This is a genomic window from Paenibacillus sp. S-12, from assembly GCF_030363895.1.
Lineage (GTDB): Bacteria > Bacillota > Bacilli > Paenibacillales > Paenibacillaceae > Paenibacillus_B > Paenibacillus_B alvei.
In genome coordinates this window covers 450,434-473,148 of sequence record NZ_JASIUF010000005.1, presented here as the reverse complement: position 1 = coordinate 473,148, position 22,715 = coordinate 450,434, and the positions used below count along the sequence as shown (strand labels likewise).

The 22,715-nt window shown below is 49.9% G+C and carries 17 protein-coding genes; 1 reads left to right on the top strand and 16 read right to left on the bottom strand.

Annotated features, from left to right (window positions below; all coding sequences use genetic code 11):
* Position 1: 1 nt before the first annotated feature.
* From rsgA to NO352_RS04865, 16 genes are all read right to left on the bottom strand, one after another.
* Complete coding sequence (gene rsgA / locus NO352_RS04940) at positions 2 to 919, bottom strand: ribosome small subunit-dependent GTPase A (protein ID WP_268622618.1); 918 nt, start codon at positions 917 to 919, stop codon at positions 2 to 4.
* A gap of 60 nt (positions 920 to 979) precedes the next feature.
* Entirely contained in the window at positions 980 to 3,118 is a 2,139-nt protein-coding gene (pknB, locus tag NO352_RS04935; RefSeq protein WP_262867014.1) for a Stk1 family PASTA domain-containing Ser/Thr kinase, read from the bottom strand.
* Positions 3,115 to 3,888, bottom strand: a complete 774-nt coding sequence (locus tag NO352_RS04930) for a Stp1/IreP family PP2C-type Ser/Thr phosphatase (RefSeq protein ID WP_163975638.1) — start codon at positions 3,886 to 3,888, stop codon at positions 3,115 to 3,117. The genes pknB and NO352_RS04930 overlap by 4 nt, the downstream gene beginning before the upstream one ends.
* Positions 3,889 to 3,894: 6 nt before the next feature.
* A complete protein-coding gene (gene rlmN / locus NO352_RS04925) occupies positions 3,895 to 4,947 on the bottom strand; it encodes a dual-specificity RNA methyltransferase RlmN (RefSeq protein ID WP_262867013.1) in 1,053 nt (350 codons plus the stop codon).
* 216 nt (positions 4,948 to 5,163) lie between these two features.
* On the bottom strand, positions 5,164 to 6,561 hold the full coding sequence (gene rsmB / locus NO352_RS04920; protein ID WP_005548267.1) for a 16S rRNA (cytosine(967)-C(5))-methyltransferase RsmB: 1,398 nt from the start codon (positions 6,559 to 6,561) through the stop codon (positions 5,164 to 5,166).
* The gene (gene fmt / locus NO352_RS04915) at positions 6,558 to 7,508 is read right to left on the bottom strand and encodes a methionyl-tRNA formyltransferase (protein WP_005548265.1); all 951 of its coding nucleotides are present in this window, start codon (positions 7,506 to 7,508) and stop codon (positions 6,558 to 6,560) included. The genes rsmB and fmt overlap by 4 nt, the downstream gene beginning before the upstream one ends.
* Positions 7,509 to 7,511: 3 nt before the next feature.
* Complete coding sequence (gene def, locus NO352_RS04910; RefSeq protein ID WP_005548264.1) at positions 7,512 to 7,988, bottom strand: peptide deformylase; 477 nt, start codon at positions 7,986 to 7,988, stop codon at positions 7,512 to 7,514.
* 78 nt (positions 7,989 to 8,066) lie between these two features.
* A complete protein-coding gene (gene priA, locus NO352_RS04905) occupies positions 8,067 to 10,709 on the bottom strand; it encodes a primosomal protein N' (protein WP_289355174.1) in 2,643 nt (880 codons plus the stop codon).
* 13 nt (positions 10,710 to 10,722) lie between these two features.
* Positions 10,723 to 12,057, bottom strand: coding sequence for a bifunctional phosphopantothenoylcysteine decarboxylase/phosphopantothenate--cysteine ligase CoaBC (gene coaBC / locus NO352_RS04900; protein WP_289355013.1), 1,335 nt, complete (start codon positions 12,055 to 12,057; stop codon positions 10,723 to 10,725).
* A 272-nt stretch (positions 12,058 to 12,329) separates the two neighbouring features.
* Positions 12,330 to 12,548: a DNA-directed RNA polymerase subunit omega gene (gene rpoZ, locus NO352_RS04895; RefSeq protein ID WP_065290281.1), complete on the bottom strand. Its 219-nt coding sequence runs from the start codon at positions 12,546 to 12,548 to the stop codon at positions 12,330 to 12,332.
* A 145-nt stretch (positions 12,549 to 12,693) separates the two neighbouring features.
* Positions 12,694 to 13,272: a guanylate kinase gene (gene gmk / locus NO352_RS04890; RefSeq protein ID WP_005548258.1), complete on the bottom strand. Its 579-nt coding sequence runs from the start codon at positions 13,270 to 13,272 to the stop codon at positions 12,694 to 12,696.
* Positions 13,273 to 13,285: 13 nt separating this feature from the next.
* Positions 13,286 to 13,546 (bottom strand): extracellular matrix/biofilm regulator RemA, encoded by a 261-nt coding sequence (gene remA / locus NO352_RS04885; RefSeq protein WP_005548256.1) that lies wholly within the window; start codon positions 13,544 to 13,546, stop codon positions 13,286 to 13,288.
* 36 nt (positions 13,547 to 13,582) lie between these two features.
* Positions 13,583 to 14,467, bottom strand: a complete 885-nt coding sequence (locus NO352_RS04880) for a YicC/YloC family endoribonuclease (protein WP_005548243.1) — start codon at positions 14,465 to 14,467, stop codon at positions 13,583 to 13,585.
* 32 nt (positions 14,468 to 14,499) lie between these two features.
* On the bottom strand, positions 14,500 to 16,404 hold the full coding sequence (locus tag NO352_RS04875) for a bifunctional homocysteine S-methyltransferase/methylenetetrahydrofolate reductase (protein WP_289355011.1): 1,905 nt from the start codon (positions 16,402 to 16,404) through the stop codon (positions 14,500 to 14,502).
* Positions 16,405 to 16,669: 265 nt separating this feature from the next.
* On the bottom strand, positions 16,670 to 17,500 hold the full coding sequence (gene dapF / locus NO352_RS04870; RefSeq protein WP_289355010.1) for a diaminopimelate epimerase: 831 nt from the start codon (positions 17,498 to 17,500) through the stop codon (positions 16,670 to 16,672).
* A 193-nt stretch (positions 17,501 to 17,693) separates the two neighbouring features.
* Positions 17,694 to 20,531, bottom strand: a complete 2,838-nt coding sequence (locus NO352_RS04865) for a calcium-translocating P-type ATPase, SERCA-type (protein WP_289355009.1) — start codon at positions 20,529 to 20,531, stop codon at positions 17,694 to 17,696.
* 330 nt (positions 20,532 to 20,861) lie between these two features.
* On the opposite strand from NO352_RS04865, the gene NO352_RS04860 reads away from it, so the two are divergent.
* A complete protein-coding gene (locus tag NO352_RS04860; protein ID WP_289355008.1) occupies positions 20,862 to 22,685 on the top strand; it encodes an Rqc2 family fibronectin-binding protein in 1,824 nt (607 codons plus the stop codon).
* Positions 22,686 to 22,715 lie beyond the last annotated feature (30 nt).

Below are 22,715 nucleotides of genomic sequence, written 5' to 3'. Positions count from 1 at the left end.
GTTAGTACCTCCGTTTCTTCTCTTTCATTTCCTCGAAAAATAGCACATAGTGCTCATAGCGGGATTTTGCAATATCACCTTGCTCCAAAGCCGTCTTTACCTGACAGCCAGGCTCATGAATATGCGTGCAGCCGCGGAATTTGCAGCCGTCCGCATACGCTCTGAACTCACGGAAGCAATCTCCAAGCTGATCAACGCCAAGCTCCAAAAAATCGAGCTGGCTAAATCCCGGAGTATCCGCAATATATCCGCCGCGAGGCAGCGCAAGCAATTCAACATGCCGCGTCGTATGCTTGCCTCGACCGAGACGGTGACTGATCTGGTTCGTTTCCAATGATATGCCAGGCAGCATCGCATTGAGCAGCGATGACTTGCCGACACCAGACTGGCCTGCAAATACGCTGATATCTTGATTCAGCTTGCTCTCAACTTCACCATAGCCATATCCGCCCCGGGCGCTGGTAGAGATAACGTCGTACCCGATATTCGAATACAGCTGAATCGTCTCTTCCATCTCTTGACGCGCAGCTTGCTGCACCGTCTCCGGCAGCCCATCGATAATATCGCACTTCGTCAGGACAATAACTGCATCAAGACCCGCATGCTCGATATGTACAAGGAACTTGTCCAGCAGTTGCCTGTTCAATATCGGCTCCGCTACAGAAAATACGAGCGCTGCCAGTCCTACATTCGCAATTGGCGGACGAATAAGCTCCGTCTTCCTTTTTTCAATTTGATCCACCGTTCCTTCTCCATTATCCGTCATAGAGAAGGTAACGCGATCTCCTACTAGCGGAGATACGCCTTTTTTCTTGAAAATGCCGCGGGCACGGCACTGAACGACCTCTTCGTCTGCAGACTCATCGGGCCGAACATAATAGAAGCCGCTCAGCGCCTTTACAATTAAACCTTTTGGCATACATGTTCCTCCAAGCTCTTCTCGTTCCTGCTGTTCATTGCACGGTATAAGGATAAACCGTTAGTTGCCAGATCCTTCACCGCCAACCTCTCCATTCTGTCCGCCATTCTCGGGGGGCGCAATGCCCCCCTCGCCATTACCTTGGCTGCCGCCTGAATCGGGATTTCCTCCAGACGGTGTATTAACCGGAATATCAGGCGGTGGCGGAATGTGCACAGTTCCCTGCTTCGCATCGGTGTAAGACACAGGATATGCATCAACAAATTTGCCGTTACGCTCAAAGGACACCGCCCCATCCTTATTTGGAGCAAGAATAAGCTCCACGTTGAACGTTTTGGCTGACGTAATCGTTTCTGTTCCCCATTCCCTTTTCTCGCCGCGGGCATCCGTATAGTAAATTCGAATTTTACTCGACTTGCCTTCCACCTCAGGATACACGGTCAATGGGAATGTATATTGCAGTGCCTCAGGCGGATAGCCAGAGCTGACATAAATACGAACCTCCGCACCCTTCGTCACCGGATCATTTGGCTCATACGGCTGCTGCTTGATGACCTTGCCCTGTTCTTCATAGCTAGGCTCTTCCACCACACCGTCCTTGGCAAGCTTCAGTCCACTCGCCTCAATTGCGGCAATTGCAGCTTCCTTGGTCATACCTTTCAAGTTCGGCATGCCAAACGGCTCCTTGCCCTTGCTGACGACAAGCTTGATTGTGGCCGTTTTCGGATCGACCTCTGTATCCGGACTTGGCGACATGCTGACGACCATACCTTCCTGTATCTCGTCGTCATACACCAAATCCTTCTCGATCCGCGAATCCTCGAAGCCAAGACTATGCAGTTGATTCACAACACTGTCAACTGGCTTCCCCTTGTAATCTTCAAGCTTAACAAGCGGGGTTCCTTTGCTGACGTACAAGCGAATGGCGGATCCTTCCTTCACCATTGCCCCTGGAGGCTTGCTCTGGTCAAAAATCTTTCCGGCCTCGAAGCCTTCCTTATATTCCTCAACAACCGGATCTTCAATCTCAATCTTAAGAGCTCCTAGCTCTTTCTGCGCTTCACTTATTGTCTTGTTCTTAAGATCCGGAACCGCAACATCATTGACCACAAGCACACTTTTCACGTAATACACAACACCAATTAAAATCGCAAGGAATACAATAGTCACACTGGCCCAAATCGCCGGCTTCACCCAGGATTTGCGCTTGCCTGCTCCTGCAGCAGAAGAAGACGAGCGTTCAGGGAGGGTTTCCTTTTTTCCTTGGGGAACTTTTTTATTCGCCTCCCCAGTGGAACGAATTGCTGGCATAACCCTGGTTTCTTGATCGTCATCATACATGGGCCGCGGCTTGAATGTAATTTTAGGCTCATTCAGACGCTCCGGCAACAGGCATGTTTCCAGATCACGCATCATTTCCGCTGCGGATTGATACCGTTCAGCAGGATTTTTGCGCATCGATTTCAGAATGACGTTCTCTACACTTTGAGGAATATGCGGATTAACCGCTCTTGGCTCATCGAATGGCTCCTGCAAATGCTTCAGCGCCACGCTAATCGGACTCTCCCCGAGGAATGGAAGCTGGCCCGTAAGCATCTGATACAGCACGATCCCCAGCGAGTATAAGTCAGACTTTTCTCCCGTTGACACGCCCTTTGCATGCTCCGGCGAAAAGTAATGAACAGAACCAACCACAGAGCCGGTCTGTGTAATCGTCGATGAAGTAACTGCACGCGCAATCCCGAAGTCCGTCACCTTAACGCGTCCGTTCCGGCCGATCAGGATATTATGGGGCTTAATGTCACGGTGAATAATATGATTTTGATGAGCGTGATCAAGCGCATCACATATTTGAGTAGAAATGCGTATCGATTCGTCCACCTGCAGCGGGGCCCGTTCCAAAATAATCTCATTCAGATTGTGCCCTTCCACATACTCCATAACGATAAAGTGTGTATCCTCCTCCTGCCCAACATCATAGATGCTGACCACATTCGGATGAGATAAGGAAGCTGCTGACTGCGCCTCCCGGCGGAAGCGGCGAATAAACTCTTCATCATGAACGAACTGCTGGCGCAATACTTTGACTGCAACATAACGGTTCAGCAGATTATCCAGTGCCTTGTATACAAGCGCCATTCCACCGCCGCCAATCCGCGTAATGATCTCATAGCGGCCAGACAGTATAGTACCAATCATGAGCTCCCCCCCTCTTCCATGACGCTGTTCTCCATACGATCCAGAAGAACTATCGTGATATTATCATCTCCTCCGGCATCAAGCGCCTGTCCAAGCAGGCGATCCGCCTTCACCGGCAAAGGAAGCGAAGGATCAATGACAACTCCCCATATTTGTTCAGCATTCAGCATATTTGTCAGCCCGTCACTGCACAAAAGCAGCACTTCATCAGCCCGAAGCTCAATGGACAGCAAATCCACTTCAACCTGCTCGTCCGTCCCAAGCGCACGAATAAGCACATTGCGCCGTGGATGATGCTCTGCCTCCTGTGGCTCAATTTGGCCTCGCTTCACCAGTTCATTAACGAGTGTATGATCATCCGTCAACTGTTTAATTCCGCTGCGATTAAGCACATAGGCCCGACTGTCTCCGATATACCCAATAAACCCTTTCCATTCCGTTTTATCGAACAGCGCAGCCACAATCGTCGTTCCCATATGATGATATTTCTCATCTTGAGAAGCAATATGAAAAATCGTGTGATTCGCTCGAATAATCGCCTGTTCAAGCGCTTTGCCCAGCATGGCAGTGTCCAAATCACTCGGCAATGCTGACAATTCAGATATGACGGTTTCGACAGCAAGACGGCTTGCAATATCTCCCGCTTGATGTCCGCCCATTCCATCGGCTACGATCGCTGCGTAATAGCCGTTCGACAGCTCGGATACGAAGGCGCGGTCTTCATTTACCGCTCGTACGCGTCCTACATCAGAACGTTGAACAGCCCTCATTTTCGATCACCTCGCATTAGACTCCATATGTTTCGCTCGCAGTTGCCCACATGCTGCGGCAATGTCATGCCCCTGCTCCCGACGTATCGTCGAATTAATACCACGATCCAGAAGCGTACGGTGGAATGCAAAAATATCGTTGCGCGGGGTACGCACATAGTTCCGCTCTGGCACATAGTTGACCGGAATCAAGTTGACATGTGCGAGCATTTCCATACGTTTCAATACATCCGCAAGCTCTTCCGCATGCTCCACCTTGTCGTTTACACCACCAATAAGCGCATATTCAAAGGTAATGCGGCGTCCCGTCTTCACTTGATAATGCTTGAGCGCCTTCATCACTTCCTCGAATGGAAATCTACGGTTAACTGGCATTAATTTCGAACGCAGTGCATCATTCGGCGCATGGATCGAGATAGCCAAGTTGATTTGTGTATTCTCGTCGGCAAAACGATAAATACTTGGCACAATCCCACTCGTAGACACCGTAATATGACGTTGTCCGATGTTAAGCCCCTTCTCATGAATCATGATGCGCAGAAATGCCATCGTAGCATCATAATTTTCAAACGGTTCCCCCGTTCCCATAATAACGATGCTGCTTACGCGCTCTTCTGATTCGTCCAAAATTTTCTGAGCAGCCACGACCTGGGCTACAATCTCTCCCGCTGTTAGGTTCCGTTTCAACCCGCCAAGCGTAGAGGCACAAAAGGTACAGCCTACACGGCATCCAACCTGGGTCGTAACACAAATGCTGTTCCCGTAACTGTGCTTCATAATGACAGTCTCAATCGCATGGTCATCGTGCAAACCGAATAGGAATTTATACGTACCATCCTGCGATTTCATGTGCGTTATTTCTTTCAGTGTTACAAATTGGAAGCTATCCTCAAGCTTCTGACGAAGCGACTTGGACAAGTTCGACATCTCTTGGAAGTCGTCTACGCGCTTCACATACAGCCAGTCAAAAATTTGTCCGGCGCGAAATATCGGCTCTCCTTGCTCCTTCAACCATTCTTGAAGCTGTTCAAATGTAAGATCGTATATAAATGGTTTCATTTGTTCGTTCAACCTCTACCTTTCCTCAATCATGCAGTTCGATTTATTTTACCACAAATGGGCGAAATGCTAAAAGCGCAGTGTTGCAAGCACCAGATCTATCGAATTTGAAAAAGAAAGCCGCAACGTTCAAGAAGCCTTGTCTTGAGCGTTGCGGCTTATGCTTCACACCCTGTGCAGGTATTATCGTCTTAATGCGATTCACACGATCCCCGCTTACTTTCGCTTCTTCAGGCATGCGATGAAGAATCCATCCGATTCCGCATCATGCGGCAGCACCTGCAGCATACCTGCCGGGCTGCGCTTCAGCGCCGCAGCGAGAGGCTCCGCAGGGAGAGCCTGCTTCCACGTATCATCCAGTTCCCATCCTTCTTCGGCAGCGTATGCCAGGAAGCGGCGAACCACATCCTCATTTTCCGCTCGTTCAACCGTACAAGTTGAATATACAAGGCGGCCGCCTGGACGAACCAATTGAGCTGCCTGATCAAGCAGCTCAGCTTGAAGGGATGCGATAGATGCTACGTCCTCAGGACGCTTGGCCCACTTAATATCCGGCTTGCGTCTAATGACGCCAAAGCCTGTGCAGGGCGCATCGAGCAGAACTGCATCGAAGCTGCCAACAGGCAGCTCACGGCCTAGAATGGATGCATCTACATTCATCGTAGCTACGGATGTCAAACCCAAGCGTTCAGCCTGATCCGCGATAAGCGCCACCTTATGGGCATGGACATCATTAGCCACAACTTCCCCTTTATTGCCCATTCGCTCCGCAATATGTGTCGTCTTGCCTCCAGGTGCAGCACAGCAGTCCAGCACTCGCATGCCAGCCTCTGGCCGAAGCGCCTCAACGACAAGCATCGAGCTCTCATCCTGAACAGACAACTCACCATTGCGATACCATTGGCTTAACGCCAGATTACCGGCGCCCTCAGCCACAATGCCGTCCTTGGAGAGTGAGGAAGGCATTACATTTAAGCCTTCCGCTCTCATGTCGACAAGCAGCTTCTCTCGATTCGTTCGCAGTGCATTCACGCGTGCACTTCCGTGCGGCGGACGATTGTTCGACTCGCACATCGCAGCTGTCTCTTCTTCCCCGTAAGCCTTAACCCAGTTAGAGACTAGCCAAGCCGGATGCGAATGTTCCCATACGATACGAGAGACTGGATCTGAGCCAGCAGGAGTTTCCCATAATTGCGGCTCGCGCATGATCGCCCGCAAGACACCATTGGCGAAGCCGCCCATCGACTGGCCGCCTCGGCGCTTTGCAATCGTAACCGCCTCATTAATCGCGGCATGGGCAGGGATGCGATCCAGATAATGCAATTGATAGGCCGTCATTCGGAGCAGATTGCGCATCCACGGCTTCAGCTTGGCTAAGCCGCGCTGCACCTTCTGCTCCAAAACACCATCTATCGTGTTCAAACGTTGTATCGTTCCATATACAAGCTCAGTTGCAAGACCTGCATCAACACGCGCAAGGTTCGCTTCCTGGAGTGCTTGATTCAATTGCAAATTGCTGTAAGAATGCTCCTTCTCGACTTGAACGAGTACCTCTAGCGCAACATCGCGCGCTGTCTTACGCTTCTTCGCGCCCCCTGAATGCTGCTCGCTCACTTCAGCACCGTCCCTTGCACCATCTTGCCGCCACGAACGAATTCACTAGCAGCCATTGCCTTCTTGCCGGCAGGCTGCACCTCTGTCAGCCACAGTGTGCCTGCACCTGCCTGAACCTCTATGCCTCGCGGACTCAATGTTAGCACTGTCCCAGGTTCATGCACTCCTTTGGACACAGCAGCTTCAGACATACTCGGCGCCTCACATGCCCACACCTTGAACACCTCATCGTTCCACAACGTAAATCCGCCAGAGAATGGCACAAGGCCGCGAACCTGATTGAAAATATCACGCGCAGAACGCGACCAATCGATCTTCTCATCCTCGCGTTTCAAGTTAGGTGCATAAGTTGCTTCCTCATGAGGCTGCGGAACTGCCTGGATTCGGCCTGCAATCAAATCCGGCAATGTATCAATAAGAAGCTGGGCTCCGGCAGCACTTAGCTTCTGGAACATCGTGCCCGCATTATCCTCATCCGTAATCGGAACCTCGATCGGCCGAATCATATCGCCCGTGTCCATGCCTTCTGCCATATACATAATCGTTACGCCAGTCACCGACTCGCCGTTCATAATCGAACGCTGAATCGGCGCTCCCCCCCGATACTTCGGGAGTAGAGAGCCGTGAACATTAATACAGCCAAGACGAGGAATTTCAAGCACCGACTTTGGCAGAATCTGACCGTAAGCCGCGGTTACAATCAAATCTGGTTCCAATGCGCGAATATCCTCAATCGTGGTGGAGGTACGAAGTTTCTCTGGCTGCCATACGGTAATCCCATGTTCCAGCGCAGCAGCCTTGACCGGCGTAGGCGTCAGTATACGCTTGCGACCTACCGGACGATCCGGCTGAGTTACTACTGCTGCAACTTCATACCCTTCCTTCAGCAAATTCTCCAAGCAAGGAACAGCGAACTCAGGCGTCCCCATAAATACTATCTTTGTCATCGCTTATTCCCTGCCTTCGCGGGGCACCTCATATACCCGTTCTGCAATTTCGGTAAACAATACACCGTTCAAATGGTCAATCTCATGCTGGAATGCACGCGCCAAGAAATCTTCAGCTTCGATAGTAATTTCGCGCCCATTGCGATCAAGCCCTTTTACCGTGATTTTTTGATGGCGGCGCACATCACCATTAATTCCCGGGATGCTTAAACAGCCCTCCGGCCCAAGCTGCTCTCCTTCAGCAGACAGGATAACAGGGTTAACCATCCCGATCAAGCCATGTTCATCGCCGACATCTACAACAATGACACGCTTCAAGATACCGATCTGAGGTGCTGCAAGCCCAACTCCCTCCGCGTGGTACATCGTGTCTGCCATGTCTGTCAGCAGCTTCTGAATGTTTGGAGTAATTTTAGGGACTTCCTTTGCTACTTGATGTAGAACCTCATCCGGTTCATGTACAATAATACGCAATGCCATAGGGCACACCATCCTTTTTATCGTTATTTTGTAATTTATTCACCGCATATGGTAATAACCCATTCTTTATATGAATCCCTACATCATCATTTGCGGATCGATATCCACATTGAACCATACATCTTGTTCTTTAGATACCGTGTCGAACTCCTTCATCGCTTCCGCCATCAAGGAGGACAAATCCGCCTCCCCCTTGCTCTTGATAATGCATTGGAATCGATAGCGATTTTTAATACGCGGGATCGGAGAAGCAACGGGCCCCAAAATCTCAATCGCGTTACCCGATCCATTTTGTGCATGGAGCCATCCCCGCTGCTCAGCCAACTCCTTCAGCCTGTGTGCAGCATTTTCTGCGACGCGCACCAGCAGCGGCAGCTGTTCATGGGTCATAGAGAGAAGGGCTAATCGGCAAAATGGGGGAACCATTTGCTGCCGCCGATGCCTAAGCTCTTCCGAAGCGAACGCAGCGTAATCATGCTGCGCAGCATGGATAATCGAGTAATGCTCCGGAGCATAAGTCTGTACAACCACTTCACCTGGAAGTTGATGTCTCCCTGCACGACCTGCAACTTGCGTAAGAAGCTGGAACGTCTTCTCTGCAGCGCGGAAGTCCGGCATATGCAGTGCAGAATCCGCAGCGATAACGCCTACCAATGTCACATATGGAAAATCAAGTCCTTTCGCGACCATTTGCGTCCCAAGCAGTACGTCTGCTTTTCGTTCGCCGAACTGGGCAAGCAGACGTTCATGCGAGCCCTTCTCCGTCGTCGTGTCGACATCCATCCGAATGACACGGATGCCTGGAAAGCGCTTGGCAAGCTGCTCTTCCACGCGCTGCGTTCCGGTTCCGAAATAACGTATATGCTCGCTTTCACAAGAGGGGCAGATAACCGGCGCTCGTTCCGCGTAACCGCAGTAATGACAGCGCATATGCCCTGACTTCATATGATAAGTTAATGAAATATCGCATTCTGGACATTGAGCAACATATCCGCATGTTCGACACATGACAAACGTGGAGTAACCACGGCGATTCAACAGCAGAACAGTCTGTTCCCCCCGCTCTATCCGCTCCTCCAGCGCCTTTTCCAGCGGAGCGCTGAACATAGAACGATTGCCAATCTTCAATTGCTCGCGCATATCAACGATTGTCACGGGAGGAAGCTCTCTTCCGCCGACGCGCGTCGGCATGGCCAGCGGAGCCAAATCCCAAGCAGGCGGCTCAAGTCCTGACGGCGGGACTTCATACCCATGAAGCTTGGCCGCATAATACGTCTCCATGGAGGGCGTCGCCGAACCGAGCACAACAACAGCCCCATGCAGCCGCGCCCGCTCTATGGCAACGTCACGGGCATGATACTTCGGTGTTTCTTCTTGCTTATAAGAGGTTTCATGCTCTTCGTCCATAATGATGAGACCGATATGCTCAAATGGGGCAAATACCGCCGAACGGGCGCCAATCGCAACCTGTACGCGCCGTTCTCGAATTTTCCTCCATTCATCATAACGCTCCCCTTGAGATAGGCGACTGTGCATGACAGCCACCTTCGAGCCAAATCGGCCCTTAAAGCGCTCCACCATCTGGGGCGTCAGAGATATTTCCGGTACTAATACGATAGCTTGTCTTCCAGAACGCAGACAACGATCGATCGCCTGCAAATAAACTTCTGTCTTGCCGCTCCCCGTAACGCCGTGCAGAAGAAATGTCTGTGCATACTCCTTATCCAGCACTTCCGTAATTCGGCTCAGAACGCCCTGCTGCTCTTCTGTTAGAGCCAGGGGCTGCGTAGGCTTGAAGCGCCGGTCTGCATATGGATCACGCAGAACCTCAACCTCATCGACGACTACCAGGCCTTTGCCTTCCAGAGCTTTAACCGCAGAAGCATTGAGCGAGCGAAGCGGAAGTTCTCCGCCGAATTCAAGAAGCTGGTAAAGCAATTCCTGCTGGCGGCGGGCACGAGAGCCAATTTCCACAGCCGCTTGTTCAGCCTGTTCCGGATCGACAGCCAGACTCACTCGCTTCAGCTTCTTCACACCGATTCGATCTTTAATGCGCTCTGTCTCCACTAGCCAACCATGCTGCAGCGCCTCTTTGATCAGAGCAGCAGCATCTGGAAAAGCTTGCAGCAGCTTATCAGCCGCAATCGGCTCATGCCGCTCCACATAGGCAAGCAATTTAGGGGTTAAGCTGTCGGCCAGCAGCTTATGCGGCATCAGCGCAAGCTGATCAGGAAGCTGCATGTCTACGTTTGAATGATCTTCATGCAGCCGTGCATGATGCATGTACAGCACCGCATCCTCACCAAGCTGTACGGCTTTCTCCCGCTTGCCCTTCATTGCTCCTGGGATCATAACCTGCAGCGCTGCCGTTAGGGTGCATACATAGCGATCACTCATCCACTGTGCGAGCTGGACCAAATCAGGAAGCAGCGGAGGAACAATGTCAAGCAGCTGCTGGATTGGCTTCAGTCTTGAAATCGGCACGTCCGTCATATCTGAGAGCCCGATGACAAATCCCTGCACAGTTCGTCCGCCAAAGGGAACTCCGACCCTGCTGCCGATTTCCAGCCAAGCCTTCATCTCCTGAGGAATTGCATAATCAAATGGACGATTCGTTGCCTTGCTGGGCACATCAACAATGACCTGAGCCACAGAGCTGTGAGATCCTTCACCCAAGATCGTATCTCCCACCGTTTGGAACAATGGTTGATGTTCAGACATCCAGTCATGTCCGCTACTCAATCGGATGCACCTCTTCAGTGCGTGCCTGTGCTCTTACCGGATCATTCATTCTTGACGCAGCAAGCTGCAATATCCGCTTGGCAACCCCGCTCTTCGCCATGAGCGGAACCCGTTCTACGAGACCTTCCGCGTCATAGATCGATACCTCATTATTATCAGATCCAAATCCACCTTCAGAGCGAGATACATCGTTTGCTACAATGAGATCAAGCCGTTTGCGGCGAAGCTTGTCTGCAGCATGCTGATCAACATGCTCCGTTTCGGCAGCGAACCCAACGAGGAATTGTTTCGATTTTTGACGCCCAAGCTCTTCTAAAATATCTGGATTCCGTTCCAATTCAATAACAAGGCGCTCCCCTGTCTTTTTCAACTTCTGTGGCGCCCGATTAACAGGGCGATAATCTGCTACCGCAGCCGTTTTTACGACAAGATCGATTTCGGGGTAGCGGCTCATCACTGCCTCGTACATATCCTGTGCAGATTCCACACGGACAAGCGTTACTCCATCAGGCGGGCATACCTGTGTTTGGCCTGCAACCACGATAACCTGAGCTCCCATATTTCGAGCTGCCTCCGCAATCGAAAATCCCATTTTGCCGGATGAATCATTCGTAATATAGCGAACAGGATCAATGCGTTCAACCGTTCCACCAGCTGTAACGAGTACCTTTTTGCCATACAGCAGTTGTTCTTCTTGTGCTGCAGCTTCTGGCGTTCCACCTAAACGATTCAAGGCTGCGCTTACTGTCGAGCTATTCAAGCTAGATTCAACGGAAAGCGCATTAGAAGCCATCCACTGCTTGAGCTGTTCAATGATATGCTCAGGCTCCGCCATTCTTCCCTTGCCCGTATAGCCGCAAGCAAGAAGGCCCTCTTCCGGTTCGATGAACTGTACCCCGCGTTCGCGCAAAATCGACATATTGTTCTGAACAGCAGGATGGGTATACATATGTACGTTCATCGCTGGCGCAACAATGACAGGCGCTGTTGTAGCAAGCAGCGTTGTTGTCAGCATATCATCAGCAAGTCCATGTGCCATCTTTCCAATTACATTTGCCGTTGCCGGCGCAACCAGAACCAAATCCGCCCGATCCGCCAAGTCAATATGCGATACAACCGAGGCATCCCTCTCATCAAATGTATCTGTATATACAAGCTGACGAGATAAGGTTTGGAAAGTTAATTCCGTTATAAACTCCGTAGCAGATTTCGTCATAATGACGTGAACCTCTGCGCCTTCTTGCTTAAGCTTGCTGCATAAGGCAGCAGCTTTATAAGCGGCAATGCCTCCAGTAACTCCGAGCACTATCGTTTTCCCTTGCAACATTGTAACCCGCCTTTCCGTTCAGCCGATGCGGCTTTCGTCGCTGATCGTTCGTGACCGCCACACAATTCATCCGGTCAACATAGTCTCTGAACGTTAAATTTCTTTTAGGAATGATTGCTCACACAGCAGCACCTCGTTCCCTCACGTTGAAAAAAATAACAACCTTGCGGTTGTTATCCATTTTCATACATGTATGAATTTCCGTGCTGCGTGCACCGCCAGTTATCTAACTTAGTTTATTATCTAGCGTTCAGCTCATTGCACTACAGTGCTTATTCACCTGGCTGAAGTTGGCTATGGTCTTGCTCTGTGTGAATATAATCGCCATAAATTTCTTCCAAGGCTACGCCCACTTGTTTATGGGATTTCGGGTTTTTCAACTCTGTACGTCCGCCCTCACGCAACTGGCGTGCGCGACGAGAAGCGGCAACTACTAAAGAATATTTACTGTCAACCTTTTTCATCAATTCATCAATGGAAGGATAAAGCATGGTTCAGCACTCCTTTTTTTCATATCCTCGCTTCTGACAAACATCCAGCAGACAATATATGCCGTCTATCTGCGCTTTAGAAGCTGCTCTCTTCTAGCAACCGTGACAAGGCACACTTCCTATTGAAAGTGCGCCTTGCTGCAGTTTATTCATTAGTCTTAATCTTACAATGTTCGGCAATGATGATGCTCTCTATACGCTTGCATGCAAGATCAATCTCATCATTCACGACTGCATAATCGTAGTTCTCCATTAACGCAATCTCTTCAACAGCTACGTTCATGCGGGAATCGATAACATGCTCCTGCTCTGTGCCGCGTCCGCGAATGCGATCCTTCAGCTCGTCGAGCGACGGAGGAAGCAAGAAGATGAATATTCCATTCGGGAACTTCTCCTTCACCTTCATTGCGCCCTGCACTTCGATTTCCAAAATTACATCCCGGCCTTCGGCCAACTTCTGTTCCACGAAGTCGCAAGGCGTTCCGTAATAATTGCCCACGTATTCCGCATATTCAAGCAGGCGATCTTCCTCAATCATCTGCATGAATTCCTCGCGTGATTTAAAGAAATAGTTAACCCCGTCTACTTCGCCAGCACGCGGCTTGCGTGTCGTTGCAGACACGGAGTAGGTAAGATCGTTGGTCTTCTTCAATAAAGCTTTGCATACTGTGCCTTTGCCGACGCCAGACGGGCCGGATAGCACGATTAATAACCCCTTCTTCATCTTCGTCTCCATCTTATTCGTCGTTGTCGTCATCCTTTGTAGATAGACGGTGAGCTACCGTTTCAGGCTGTACTGCGGACAATATGACATGATCGCTGTCCGTGATAATTACAGCACGCGTACGCCGACCATATGTAGCGTCTATAAGCATATGACGGTCTCGAGCCTCTTGAATGATTCGTTTAATTGGAGCCGATTCCGGACTCACAATCGAAATGATACGGTTGGCAGATACGATATTACCAAAACCGATATTAATTAGCTTAATCGCCATTACAGGTCCTCCCTCTACTTTCGAGCGCTCCTAAAATTATTCAATATTCGCTGCTTGTTCGCGAATTTTCTCCAGCTCCGCTTTCATTTCCACGACGCGGTTCGTTATTTCCAAATGATTTGCCTTGGAGCCGATGGTGTTCGTTTCGCGGTTCATTTCTTGTACAAGAAAATCAAGCTTGCGTCCTATCGCTTCATTACTTCCGAGCAGTCGTCTAAACTGTTCGAAATGGCTCTTCAGCCGCGTCAATTCTTCATCAATGTTAGAGCGTTCCGCAAACAGCGCCACTTCCATTGCGAACTTATGTTCATCAAATGGAAAGCTGGCATCCAACAGTTGTTCGATACGTTGTTTCAGTTTCGCTCGATAATCGGTCACAACGACCGGAGCCCATTCTGTGAGTTCCATATGAAGCAATTCCAACCGGCTCAGTCGTTCCGCCAAATCTCGGTTGAGGTGGCTGCCTTCCATGGCGCGCATCTTGCACAATCCGTCCATTGCTTCCAGCAATCCTGATTCCAGAGAAGCAGCAAGCTCCTCCTCCGACCAAGAGGTTAACTCTCTAACCGTAAACAAATCAGGAAGCGAGAGCATGTCGGTAACCGACAAATCTCCCGCTACACCATACTCACTTTGAACTATTGCAGAAGCCTGAAGATACGCCTCGAGCGTATGCCGGTTCAATTCTACTACCGACTTGACTTCACCATTCTGCTCCTTATTGATATACACATCGATTCGGCCGCGGCTAACCTTCTGCTGAACGATGCGCCGAAGGCGATCCTCATAGCATGTCCACTCCTTCGGCAAGCGAAGCACAGCTTCGCAGTATCGATGGTTGACAGATTTCGCTTCAAACGTTATCTTATAACCGCCAATCTCGCGGTTAGATTGACCGTAACCAGTCATACTATAGACCACGGGCACCACATCCATTACCCTATTTTAATTGATTATGTCAGACGATACAAGGGGTCTGCTTGGCGTTCCGCTTTTTCCCATACATACTGGGTCAATTCAGCCGTCATTTCATAGAACATGAACGGCGTCATGAAGTAGATGCCCTTAAAATGGGTAAGCGCGACATCCAACAGCTCCTTCGCGATAGCAACGCCTTCCTTCCGTCCTGCTTCCCCTTCTAATCCGTTCATTCTTGTGCGTACATCATCAGACAATTGAATGCCAGGAACCTCATTGTGAAGATACTCTGCATTCCGTCCGCTAGCCAGCGGCATAATTCCGATAAATACAGGAACATCGAGATGTTTCGTTCCCTCTGCTATCCGTTCGATCAAACCAACATCATACACGGGCTGCGTCATAATATAATCCGCGCCTGCCTCGACTTTCCGTTCTAATCGAGCAATTGCCTTATCCAGATGCTTCACATTCGGATTGAAGGCGCCCCCAACGACAAAGTTTGCCTTCTGCTTCAACGGCTTGCCCGAGAATGCCAAACCGCTATTTAATTGTTTGATCATCCGTATGATCTCGAAGGAAGTCATGTCGTACACCGAGCTCGAATCGGGAAGATCTCCGAATCGGGCAGGATCTCCGGTTACGGCGAGCACATGGTCAATACCTAAGGCATGCAGCCCCATCATGTGAGATTGGGTTCCGATGAGATTGCGATCTCGACATGCAATATGGACAAGCGGGCGAATTCCGATTTTATCAAGTGCCATATAGCCGAGTGCCATATTGCTCATTCTTGTAACGGCAAGCGAATTGTCCGCCAAAGTAAGAGCATCAACCCCCGCCTCTTTCAATATTTGCGCACCCTTCATGAACTTCGATATATCCAGATCGCGAGGCGGATCCAGCTCTACAATGACCGTATGGCGGGATCGTACCATGTCGACTATCGATTCTTCTGCATCATGCCCATGCCCGCAGCCGTCGAAGCAAGCAGCACCGTCAGGCCAGTGCAAGGATTCCGCTTCCTCTTCGATGCCAATGCTTTCCGCGGGTTGTACAGGAAGCTCCGGAACCTCCACGTCATGCAGCGCTTCTACAATGGCTGCTACATGCTCAGGCGTTGTTCCGCAGCAGCCGCCGATAATCCGGGCACCCATCTGTACGAACTGAACCGCGCTCTGCGCCATATATTCTGCAGTAGCCACGAAATTGTAGCGGCCATCGACATAATCAGGGAGACCCGCATTCGGAAATGCGGACAGCGGCAGGTCAATACGTCCTTGGACACCTTCCAGTGCGCGCAGCACGCCATTTGGACCCATGTGGCAGTTCAGGCCAACTACATCGGCGCCATCATCTCGCAGGACGCGGAAGGCCTCAAGCAAGCTTTTCCCGTCCTTCGTTCTCCGAGATTCTTCCACGGCAAACTGGCATATAACAGGAACATCATGATCCAGCTCGCGCACAACTTGCAGGGCGAGACGCATCTCCTCCAGATCATAAAATGTCTCGAACATAATCCCGTCAACGCCTTCTTCCAGCATGGCGGACAACTGTTCATGATAATCCCGAATGACTTGATTCGTATGGACATTCTCGCGTTTCCCTGCTCGAATAGAGCCCAGCGCACCTATGACATAAGCACGATCCTCTGCCGCTTCGCGAGCAAGACGGACAGCCGCTCTATTAATATCCTTTACAAGATGCTCTTTGCCATGTCTATACAGCTTCTCACGATTCGCAGTAAATGTATTCGTCTCAAGCAATTGCGCACCTGCATCCACATACTGCTTATGGATATTGCGGACAACATCCGGATCACTAACATTCAGTATTTCATATGAGATGCCTACAGGATACCCAAGTTGATACAAATACGTCCCCATTGCACCATCGCCAATTATGATCTGCTCGCGCAGTGCTTCCCGAAAGTTCTTCATCCTGTCTCGCACCCCAATCTCCCATCGTTGGTGAATCCTCTGTGTATAGTGGTAACTCGCTTAGTAAACATTCTATCAAGAAACCGCGGTTCATCAAGTAAAATCGCCTATTTTATTCCGCCTTTTTTGAAAAAACTCAGAAATTCCACCAAAATACTAAGAAATGATTGCCCATTCTGCCTATGTAAAAGGGCCAGCCGCATCATTTTTGCAGCCAGCCCTTGCCTACGCATAACCGATTTTGGATTCGCTTGTTACTCGTTCCTTACTTCCATTCTCCTTCAAATACAAACGTCGCCGGACCTGTCATATAGACATGGTTATCCGCTGGATTCCATTCTATAAATAAGTCCCCTCCAGCAAGGGATACGGTTGCCGCCCGGTCTGTCAGTCCATTCAGCACACTCGACACAAGCGTAGCGCAAGCTCCTGTTCCGCAAGCAAGCGTTGGCCCAGCCCCACGTTCCCACACCCGCATCGTGACATGATCGCGAGTATCGATGGAAGCAAACTCAACATTGATGTTCCGCGGAAAATAAGAATGACTTTCCAACAATGGACCCCAAGCGTGTATATCAAATGTTGCCGCATCATCCACAAAGATGACACAGTGCGGATTGCCCATCGATACCGCCGTAAATGAAAATGCATGGCCGCCTGCTTCAATCGGCTTGTCAACGATTGTCGCTTCATCAAATATGGTCGGTACCCGTAGCCCATCCAGCACAGGCTCACCCATATCTACGCGCACAGCATGGACGCTTCCATCCTGGCGAATGATTTGTACACGCTGGATACCTGCCCGAGTTTCAATCGTCAACTCATCCCGATTAACGAATCCATGCGCTACAACATAAGTCGACACGCAGCGTATCGCATTGCCGCACTGTTCAGCTTCTGTTCCATCTGAATTGATAATTCGCATCATCACATCAGCAGATTGGGAAGGCAATATATATACAAGACCGTCTGCACCAATTCCGAAGTGGCGATCACAGACTGCAATCGCCAACTCCGATACGTTAGCTGGGAGCTCCTGCTCTCCATGGACAATTACAAAATCATTGCCCAATCCGTGCATCTTCGTAAATTTCATTATAATCAACCTTTCTTACGGCAAACTCAGTTTGCATTATTAACCGCATTGATCCTATTTATAACAACACAAAGTTTACCGTATAAAGGCTGTTCAATCTATAAACCTAGTGGAAAAATATTTGTACTATTCGCATGATTCACATTTATACCGACATTACATTACGGAAGTAATGGCACAAGTAGCAGCAACATCACGCTGCTCTACGGTTAGACGTATATGCAGGTTTAGCACCGCTTGGACGTCCCGGCTTCGTGCCGGTCAGCACAGATCCGATGCCCATCAAGAAAGTTGGTATGCCGGCCATGACGAATGTAATCGCCCAGTCTCTAAAGTTAAGTGGTACCGTTTTGAATATTGGCTGCAAAGGCTCAATGTAAAGCACGCCAAGCAGAAGAAGAAGCGATGAGGCCACTGCCAGCACCAAATAACGATTTTGGAAAAAATTCCGATGGAAGATTGAACGAGAACTCCGGCAATCGAATACGTGAATGAGCTGAGCAAGCACGAGAGTCGCGAACGCGACCGATTGAGCCTTTGTAAGCTGCGCAGCACTGTCTGGATTCACACTCCATGTGAGCCAAAATGCAATCAGTGTGCACACCCCGATCAAAATACCGCGGCTAATAATTTTCCAGCCCAATCTGCGTGAAAAAATGCTTTCCTTTGCGGAACGCGGCCGATGCTCCATCAAATCCTTCTCCGGCTGATCAACGCCAAGCGCCATTGCCGGCAGACCATCGGTCACCAGATTCACCCACAGAATCTGAATCGGTACCAGCGGTAGAGGTAGCCCTAATATCATCGCAAGGAACATCACCAAAATTTCCCCAACGTTCGATGCCAGCAAGTAACGAATAAATTTTCGAATATTTTCATAAATGCCGCGGCCCTCTTCAATAGCAGCTACAATCGTAGCAAAGTTATCATCACTTAAAATAAGCGATGAGGCCTCTTTCGTTACATCGGTACCTGTTTTACCCATTGCAATTCCAATATCCGCTGCCTTAATCGCCGGCGCATCATTGACGCCATCACCCGTCATCGCAACTACATGCCCGTTGCGCTGCAAAGCCTTAACTATCCTCAGCTTATGCTCAGGCGATACCCTCGCATATACATAAGCATTGTCCACAACCTTATCCAACGCATCGTCATCCATCATTGCCAGTTGTACCCCGCTCATCGTCAACCCGCCGCGAGGAATGATTCCAAGCTGGTTGGCAATCGCTTCAGCGGTCATCTGATGGTCTCCGGTAATCATCACCGTCTTAATTCCAGCACGTCTGCAAACAGCGATAGCTTCTCTTGCCTCTCGGCGCGGCGGATCAATCATGCCGGCTAAGCCTGTGAACACGAGTTGAGCTTCTACTGCGTTTTCGTTTTCTTCATTCTCTCTTGGCTTCATTTCGCGATAGGCAAGCCCGAGCACACGCAGTGCCTGCTTCGCCATCGCCTCGTTAGCAGCTAATGCCTTTTGCTTCAGCGTAGCCGTAAACGGAACGACCTTGCCGTCCCAAAGCGCATAACTGCAGCGCTCCAGCAACACGTCAGGCGCGCCCTTAACCAACACGAGGCGGCCGCCCTGGTGTTTCACAATGACAGACATACGCTTCCGATCCGAATCGAACGAAATTTCTCCAATGCGCTCATACGCAGTTGATAGCGATTGCGGTGTCATTCCAAGCTTCGCTGCCAGCACGAGCAGCGCTCCCTCGGTCGGATCCCCTTTAATATCCCATATCGGCTTAAGCTCTTCTTTCTCTTTGTCTGATGCTTGCTTGCCGCCCTTGCCTTTCTTGCGATCAGACAGTACAGAAGCTTGATGCTCGGTTGGATAAGATTCAATAATGGTTGCATTATTGCACAGGGCACTAATTTGCAGCACGCGGCGCAGTGACTGATCATGCTTCAAATCAAGCTGTTTGCCCTGCTCCGTAATTTGTCCCATCGGCTCATAACCTTCGCCGCTAACCTCAAGTGAACGACCGCCTGTCCAAATGCGGGTAACGGTCATCTTGTTTTGAGTAAGTGTCCCGGTTTTGTCTGAACATATTACAGAAGCGCATCCAAGCGTTTCCACAGATGGAAGCTTGCGCACAATAGCCTTTCGCTTTATCATTCGCTGTACGCCTAGTGCAAGCGCAATCGTGACTATAGCCGGCAAACCTTCAGGAATCGCAGCAACAGCCAAGCTGACACCTGCCAAGAACATCGTCATTGTCGGTTGTCCATGCAAAATCCCAGCTACCACAACCAGTACCGTTACCAGCAAGGCTACGACAATCAAAATTTTGCCTAGCTGCTCGAGCCGGTGCTGAAGAGGGGTATCCATCGACTCCGTATTCTCAATTAGATCGGCGATTTTCCCCATCTCAGTGTCCATACCCGTACGAATAACAATGCCCTTGCCAGAGCCCCGCGTAACCATCGTGCCCATAAAGCCAATATTTTTCATATCCCCTAGCGGAAGTTCTTCCTTGTCTATCGGCCTAGCATGCTTGCCGACCGGTACGGATTCACCTGTTAACGCTGATTCCTCAACATAGCAGCTATGTGTCTCAATCCAGCGAATATCGGCAGGTATACGATCTCCACTCTCCAAAAACACGATATCTCCGGGCACAAGTTCACTCGCAGGCACATTGCATAACTGCTTATTGCGAAGAATGTTAGCGGTAGGTGCAGACAGCTGCTTCAACGCGTGCAACGATCGCTCTGCTCGGAATTCTTGAATGAAACCAAGCACGCCATTCAGCGTAATGATTGCAATAATTGTTATAGCATCAAGATACTCTCCAAGTATCCCAGATACGAGCGTTGCGCCAGCAAGCACCAGCACCATGAAATCCTTAAACTGGTTCAAAAATAACGTGATCGGCGAGACACGCTCTCCCTCTGCCAGTTCATTCGATCCAAATCGTGTATGGCGCGCTGCCGCTTCTTCGTCAGAGAGCCCTTCTTCCCGGTGGACTCCCAGCGTTTGAAGCAGTTGCTCCGAGGATGACTGGTGCCACTTCATTTGATCCATGGTTCTTACCCCTTTCCATTACCGTTATTGTTCCATAGGGAAGCCTTGCGAAAGTGTCCAAGCTGATACCCTCTACGCTAAAGGTATTCGGACGAGTCCGAAAATATCCCAACGATCCAATAGACACTTAAGTTTTGATCGAAAATATGGCATGATAGGAGTTACAAACAACACACATTGGCTCAGTCATACGAGCTTTTGTTTTAACACGAAGGATGATCGATTCCCTTAGTAGCGAGGGTGCCATTTGCCCGTATCCTCATGCAGCAAATCTTGCTGCGGCGGCCTTGCTGAGAAATTGAATATAAATAAGATAGGAGCTTTAATACGATGTCATTAGATGGAATTGTAACCCGTGCCCTTGTCGATGAGCTGCAGCAGACGATAGGCGCCCGCATTCATAAACTATATCAACCTACCGAACACGACCTGATCCTGCATATCCGAACTGGCGGGAAAAATCGTAAATTGCTGCTCTCTGCCAACCCGACGTATCCGCGCGTTCACTTTACGGAGCATTCTTATATGAACCCGCCGGAGCCGCCAATGTTCTGCATGCTTATGCGCAAACATTGTGAAGGAGGCGTTATCGAGAAAATCGAGCAGATTGGACGAGAACGCATTTTGCATATTACCGTTCGTTCTAGGGACGAGTTGGGAGATGAATCACAGAAGAAGATTATTATTGAGCTGACTGGCAGACACAGCAACATCATTATCGTCGATCCAGCATCTTCTACGATTATTGATGGTATTCACCATGTAACACCTGCTATTAGCAGCTTCCGCATTGTCATGCCTGGGTTCGCCTACACGGCACCGCCAGAGCAGCACAAGCTGGATCCGCTGTCTGTAGAGCCATCCGTCTTTGAATCTTTATTTTTGGAACAAATCGAAGCTTCACCTGAACAAATTATCGATTTCAAATTTTTATCCAAATGGCTTGTGCAGCACTTCTCCGGTGTAAGTCCACGACTGGCTGATGAGATCGTCTGGCGTACAGGCCTGTTTACTGCACTAGATGGCCAAGAACTGACGGAAGCTACAGCAGAGCAAGAACCGCGTACGCCTCATACGGTGGTTCTCCGCTTGCATGAAGTATTTTTACAGGCAATGGACGATGTCTCTCAACAACGGTACAAGCCTACTTTGCTTGTAGATCAGCGAGGCAAAACTTATTTTTCTGCGCTGGAAATTACCCATATCAACGGCGAGACTCAGTCTTTTGATACGATGAGTGAATGTATGGAGCATTTCTATGGAGACAAGGCCGAACGCGATATGATTAAGCAGCGCGTCGGGGATTTGTTCCGGTTCCTGCAGCAGGAGCATGCGAAGAACACGAAAAAATTAGACAAGCTGGAGGAGACGCTGCAAGATGCGCAAGATGCTGATCGATTCCGCATCATGGGAGAGCTGCTGTTTGCTTCCCTGCATATGATCTCCCGAGGCGACAACGAAATTACGCTTATTAACTATTACGATGAGAACGGTGCATCCATCACGATCCCGCTTGACCCGCTGCTTGCCCCTTCAGACAATGCGCAGCGTTATTTCAAGAAATACAATAAAGCTAAAAACAGTATTGCCGTGGTACAAGAGCAAATGACAGCCGCGCGGGAGGAAAATCGCTATTTCGAGACGCTGATGCAGCAGCTTGAGGATGCAACTGTGCAAGATGCACAGGAAATGCGAGAGGAACTTGTAGGGCAGGGCTATTTACGTGATCGCGGCCGCAAGGATAAGCGGAAGAAGAAGGATAGTCGCCCAACGGTATACTGCTATACTTCATCTGAAAATATCCCAATCTATGTGGGAAAAAATAATTTGCAAAACGAGTACGTAACCAATCGTCTCGGCAAACCGAATGATACTTGGCTGCATACGAAAGATATACCAGGGTCACACGTCGTCATCCGCAGCGAACAATTCGGAGATGTGACTCTGGAAGAGGCTGCCCAACTCGCGGCCTATTTCAGCCAAGCGAAGCACTCCAGCCAGGTGCCTGTCGACTATACGCTTATCCGCCATGTGCGCAAGCCGAACGGAGCCAAGCCTGGATTCGTCATCTATGAGCGGCAGAAGACGCTCTTCATCACGCCTGACGCCAAGCGCATTGAAAGCATGAGCCTGACAGTCAAGCAAGGCGGCTAATCACTCCTTTGCGCCATAGCGGCCTTGAAA

What these genes read in the sequence shown, in the direction of transcription:
- rsgA (WP_268622618.1), bottom strand. Translation starts at nt 919, where the DNA reads ATGCCAAAAGGTTTAATTGTAAAGGCGCTGAGCGGCTTCTATTATGTT.
- pknB (WP_262867014.1), bottom strand. Translation starts at nt 3,118, where the DNA reads ATGATTGGTACTATACTGTCTGGCCGCTATGAGATCATTACGCGGATT.
- NO352_RS04930 (WP_163975638.1), bottom strand. Translation starts at nt 3,888, where the DNA reads ATGAGGGCTGTTCAACGTTCTGATGTAGGACGCGTACGAGCGGTAAAT.
- rlmN (WP_262867013.1), bottom strand. Translation starts at nt 4,947, where the DNA reads ATGAAACCATTTATATACGATCTTACATTTGAACAGCTTCAAGAATGG.
- fmt (WP_005548265.1), bottom strand. Translation starts at nt 7,508, where the DNA reads ATGACAAAGATAGTATTTATGGGGACGCCTGAGTTCGCTGTTCCTTGC.
- def (WP_005548264.1), bottom strand. Translation starts at nt 7,988, where the DNA reads ATGGCATTGCGTATTATTGTACATGAACCGGATGAGGTTCTACATCAA.
- priA (WP_289355174.1), bottom strand. Translation starts at nt 10,709, where the DNA reads ATGTCTGAACATCAACCATTGTTCCAAACGGTGGGAGATACGATCTTG.
- coaBC (WP_289355013.1), bottom strand. Translation starts at nt 12,057, where the DNA reads ATGTTGCAAGGGAAAACGATAGTGCTCGGAGTTACTGGAGGCATTGCC.
- rpoZ (WP_065290281.1), bottom strand. Translation starts at nt 12,548, where the DNA reads ATGCTTTATCCTTCCATTGATGAATTGATGAAAAAGGTTGACAGTAAA.
- gmk (WP_005548258.1), bottom strand. Translation starts at nt 13,272, where the DNA reads ATGAAGAAGGGGTTATTAATCGTGCTATCCGGCCCGTCTGGCGTCGGC.
- remA (WP_005548256.1), bottom strand. Translation starts at nt 13,546, where the DNA reads ATGGCGATTAAGCTAATTAATATCGGTTTTGGTAATATCGTATCTGCC.
- NO352_RS04875 (WP_289355011.1), bottom strand. Translation starts at nt 16,404, where the DNA reads ATGAAGAACTTTCGGGAAGCACTGCGCGAGCAGATCATAATTGGCGAT.
- dapF (WP_289355010.1), bottom strand. Translation starts at nt 17,500, where the DNA reads ATGAAATTTACGAAGATGCACGGATTGGGCAATGATTTTGTAATTGTC.
- NO352_RS04865 (WP_289355009.1), bottom strand. Translation starts at nt 20,531, where the DNA reads ATGGATCAAATGAAGTGGCACCAGTCATCCTCGGAGCAACTGCTTCAA.
- NO352_RS04860 (WP_289355008.1), top strand. Translation starts at nt 20,862, where the DNA reads ATGTCATTAGATGGAATTGTAACCCGTGCCCTTGTCGATGAGCTGCAG.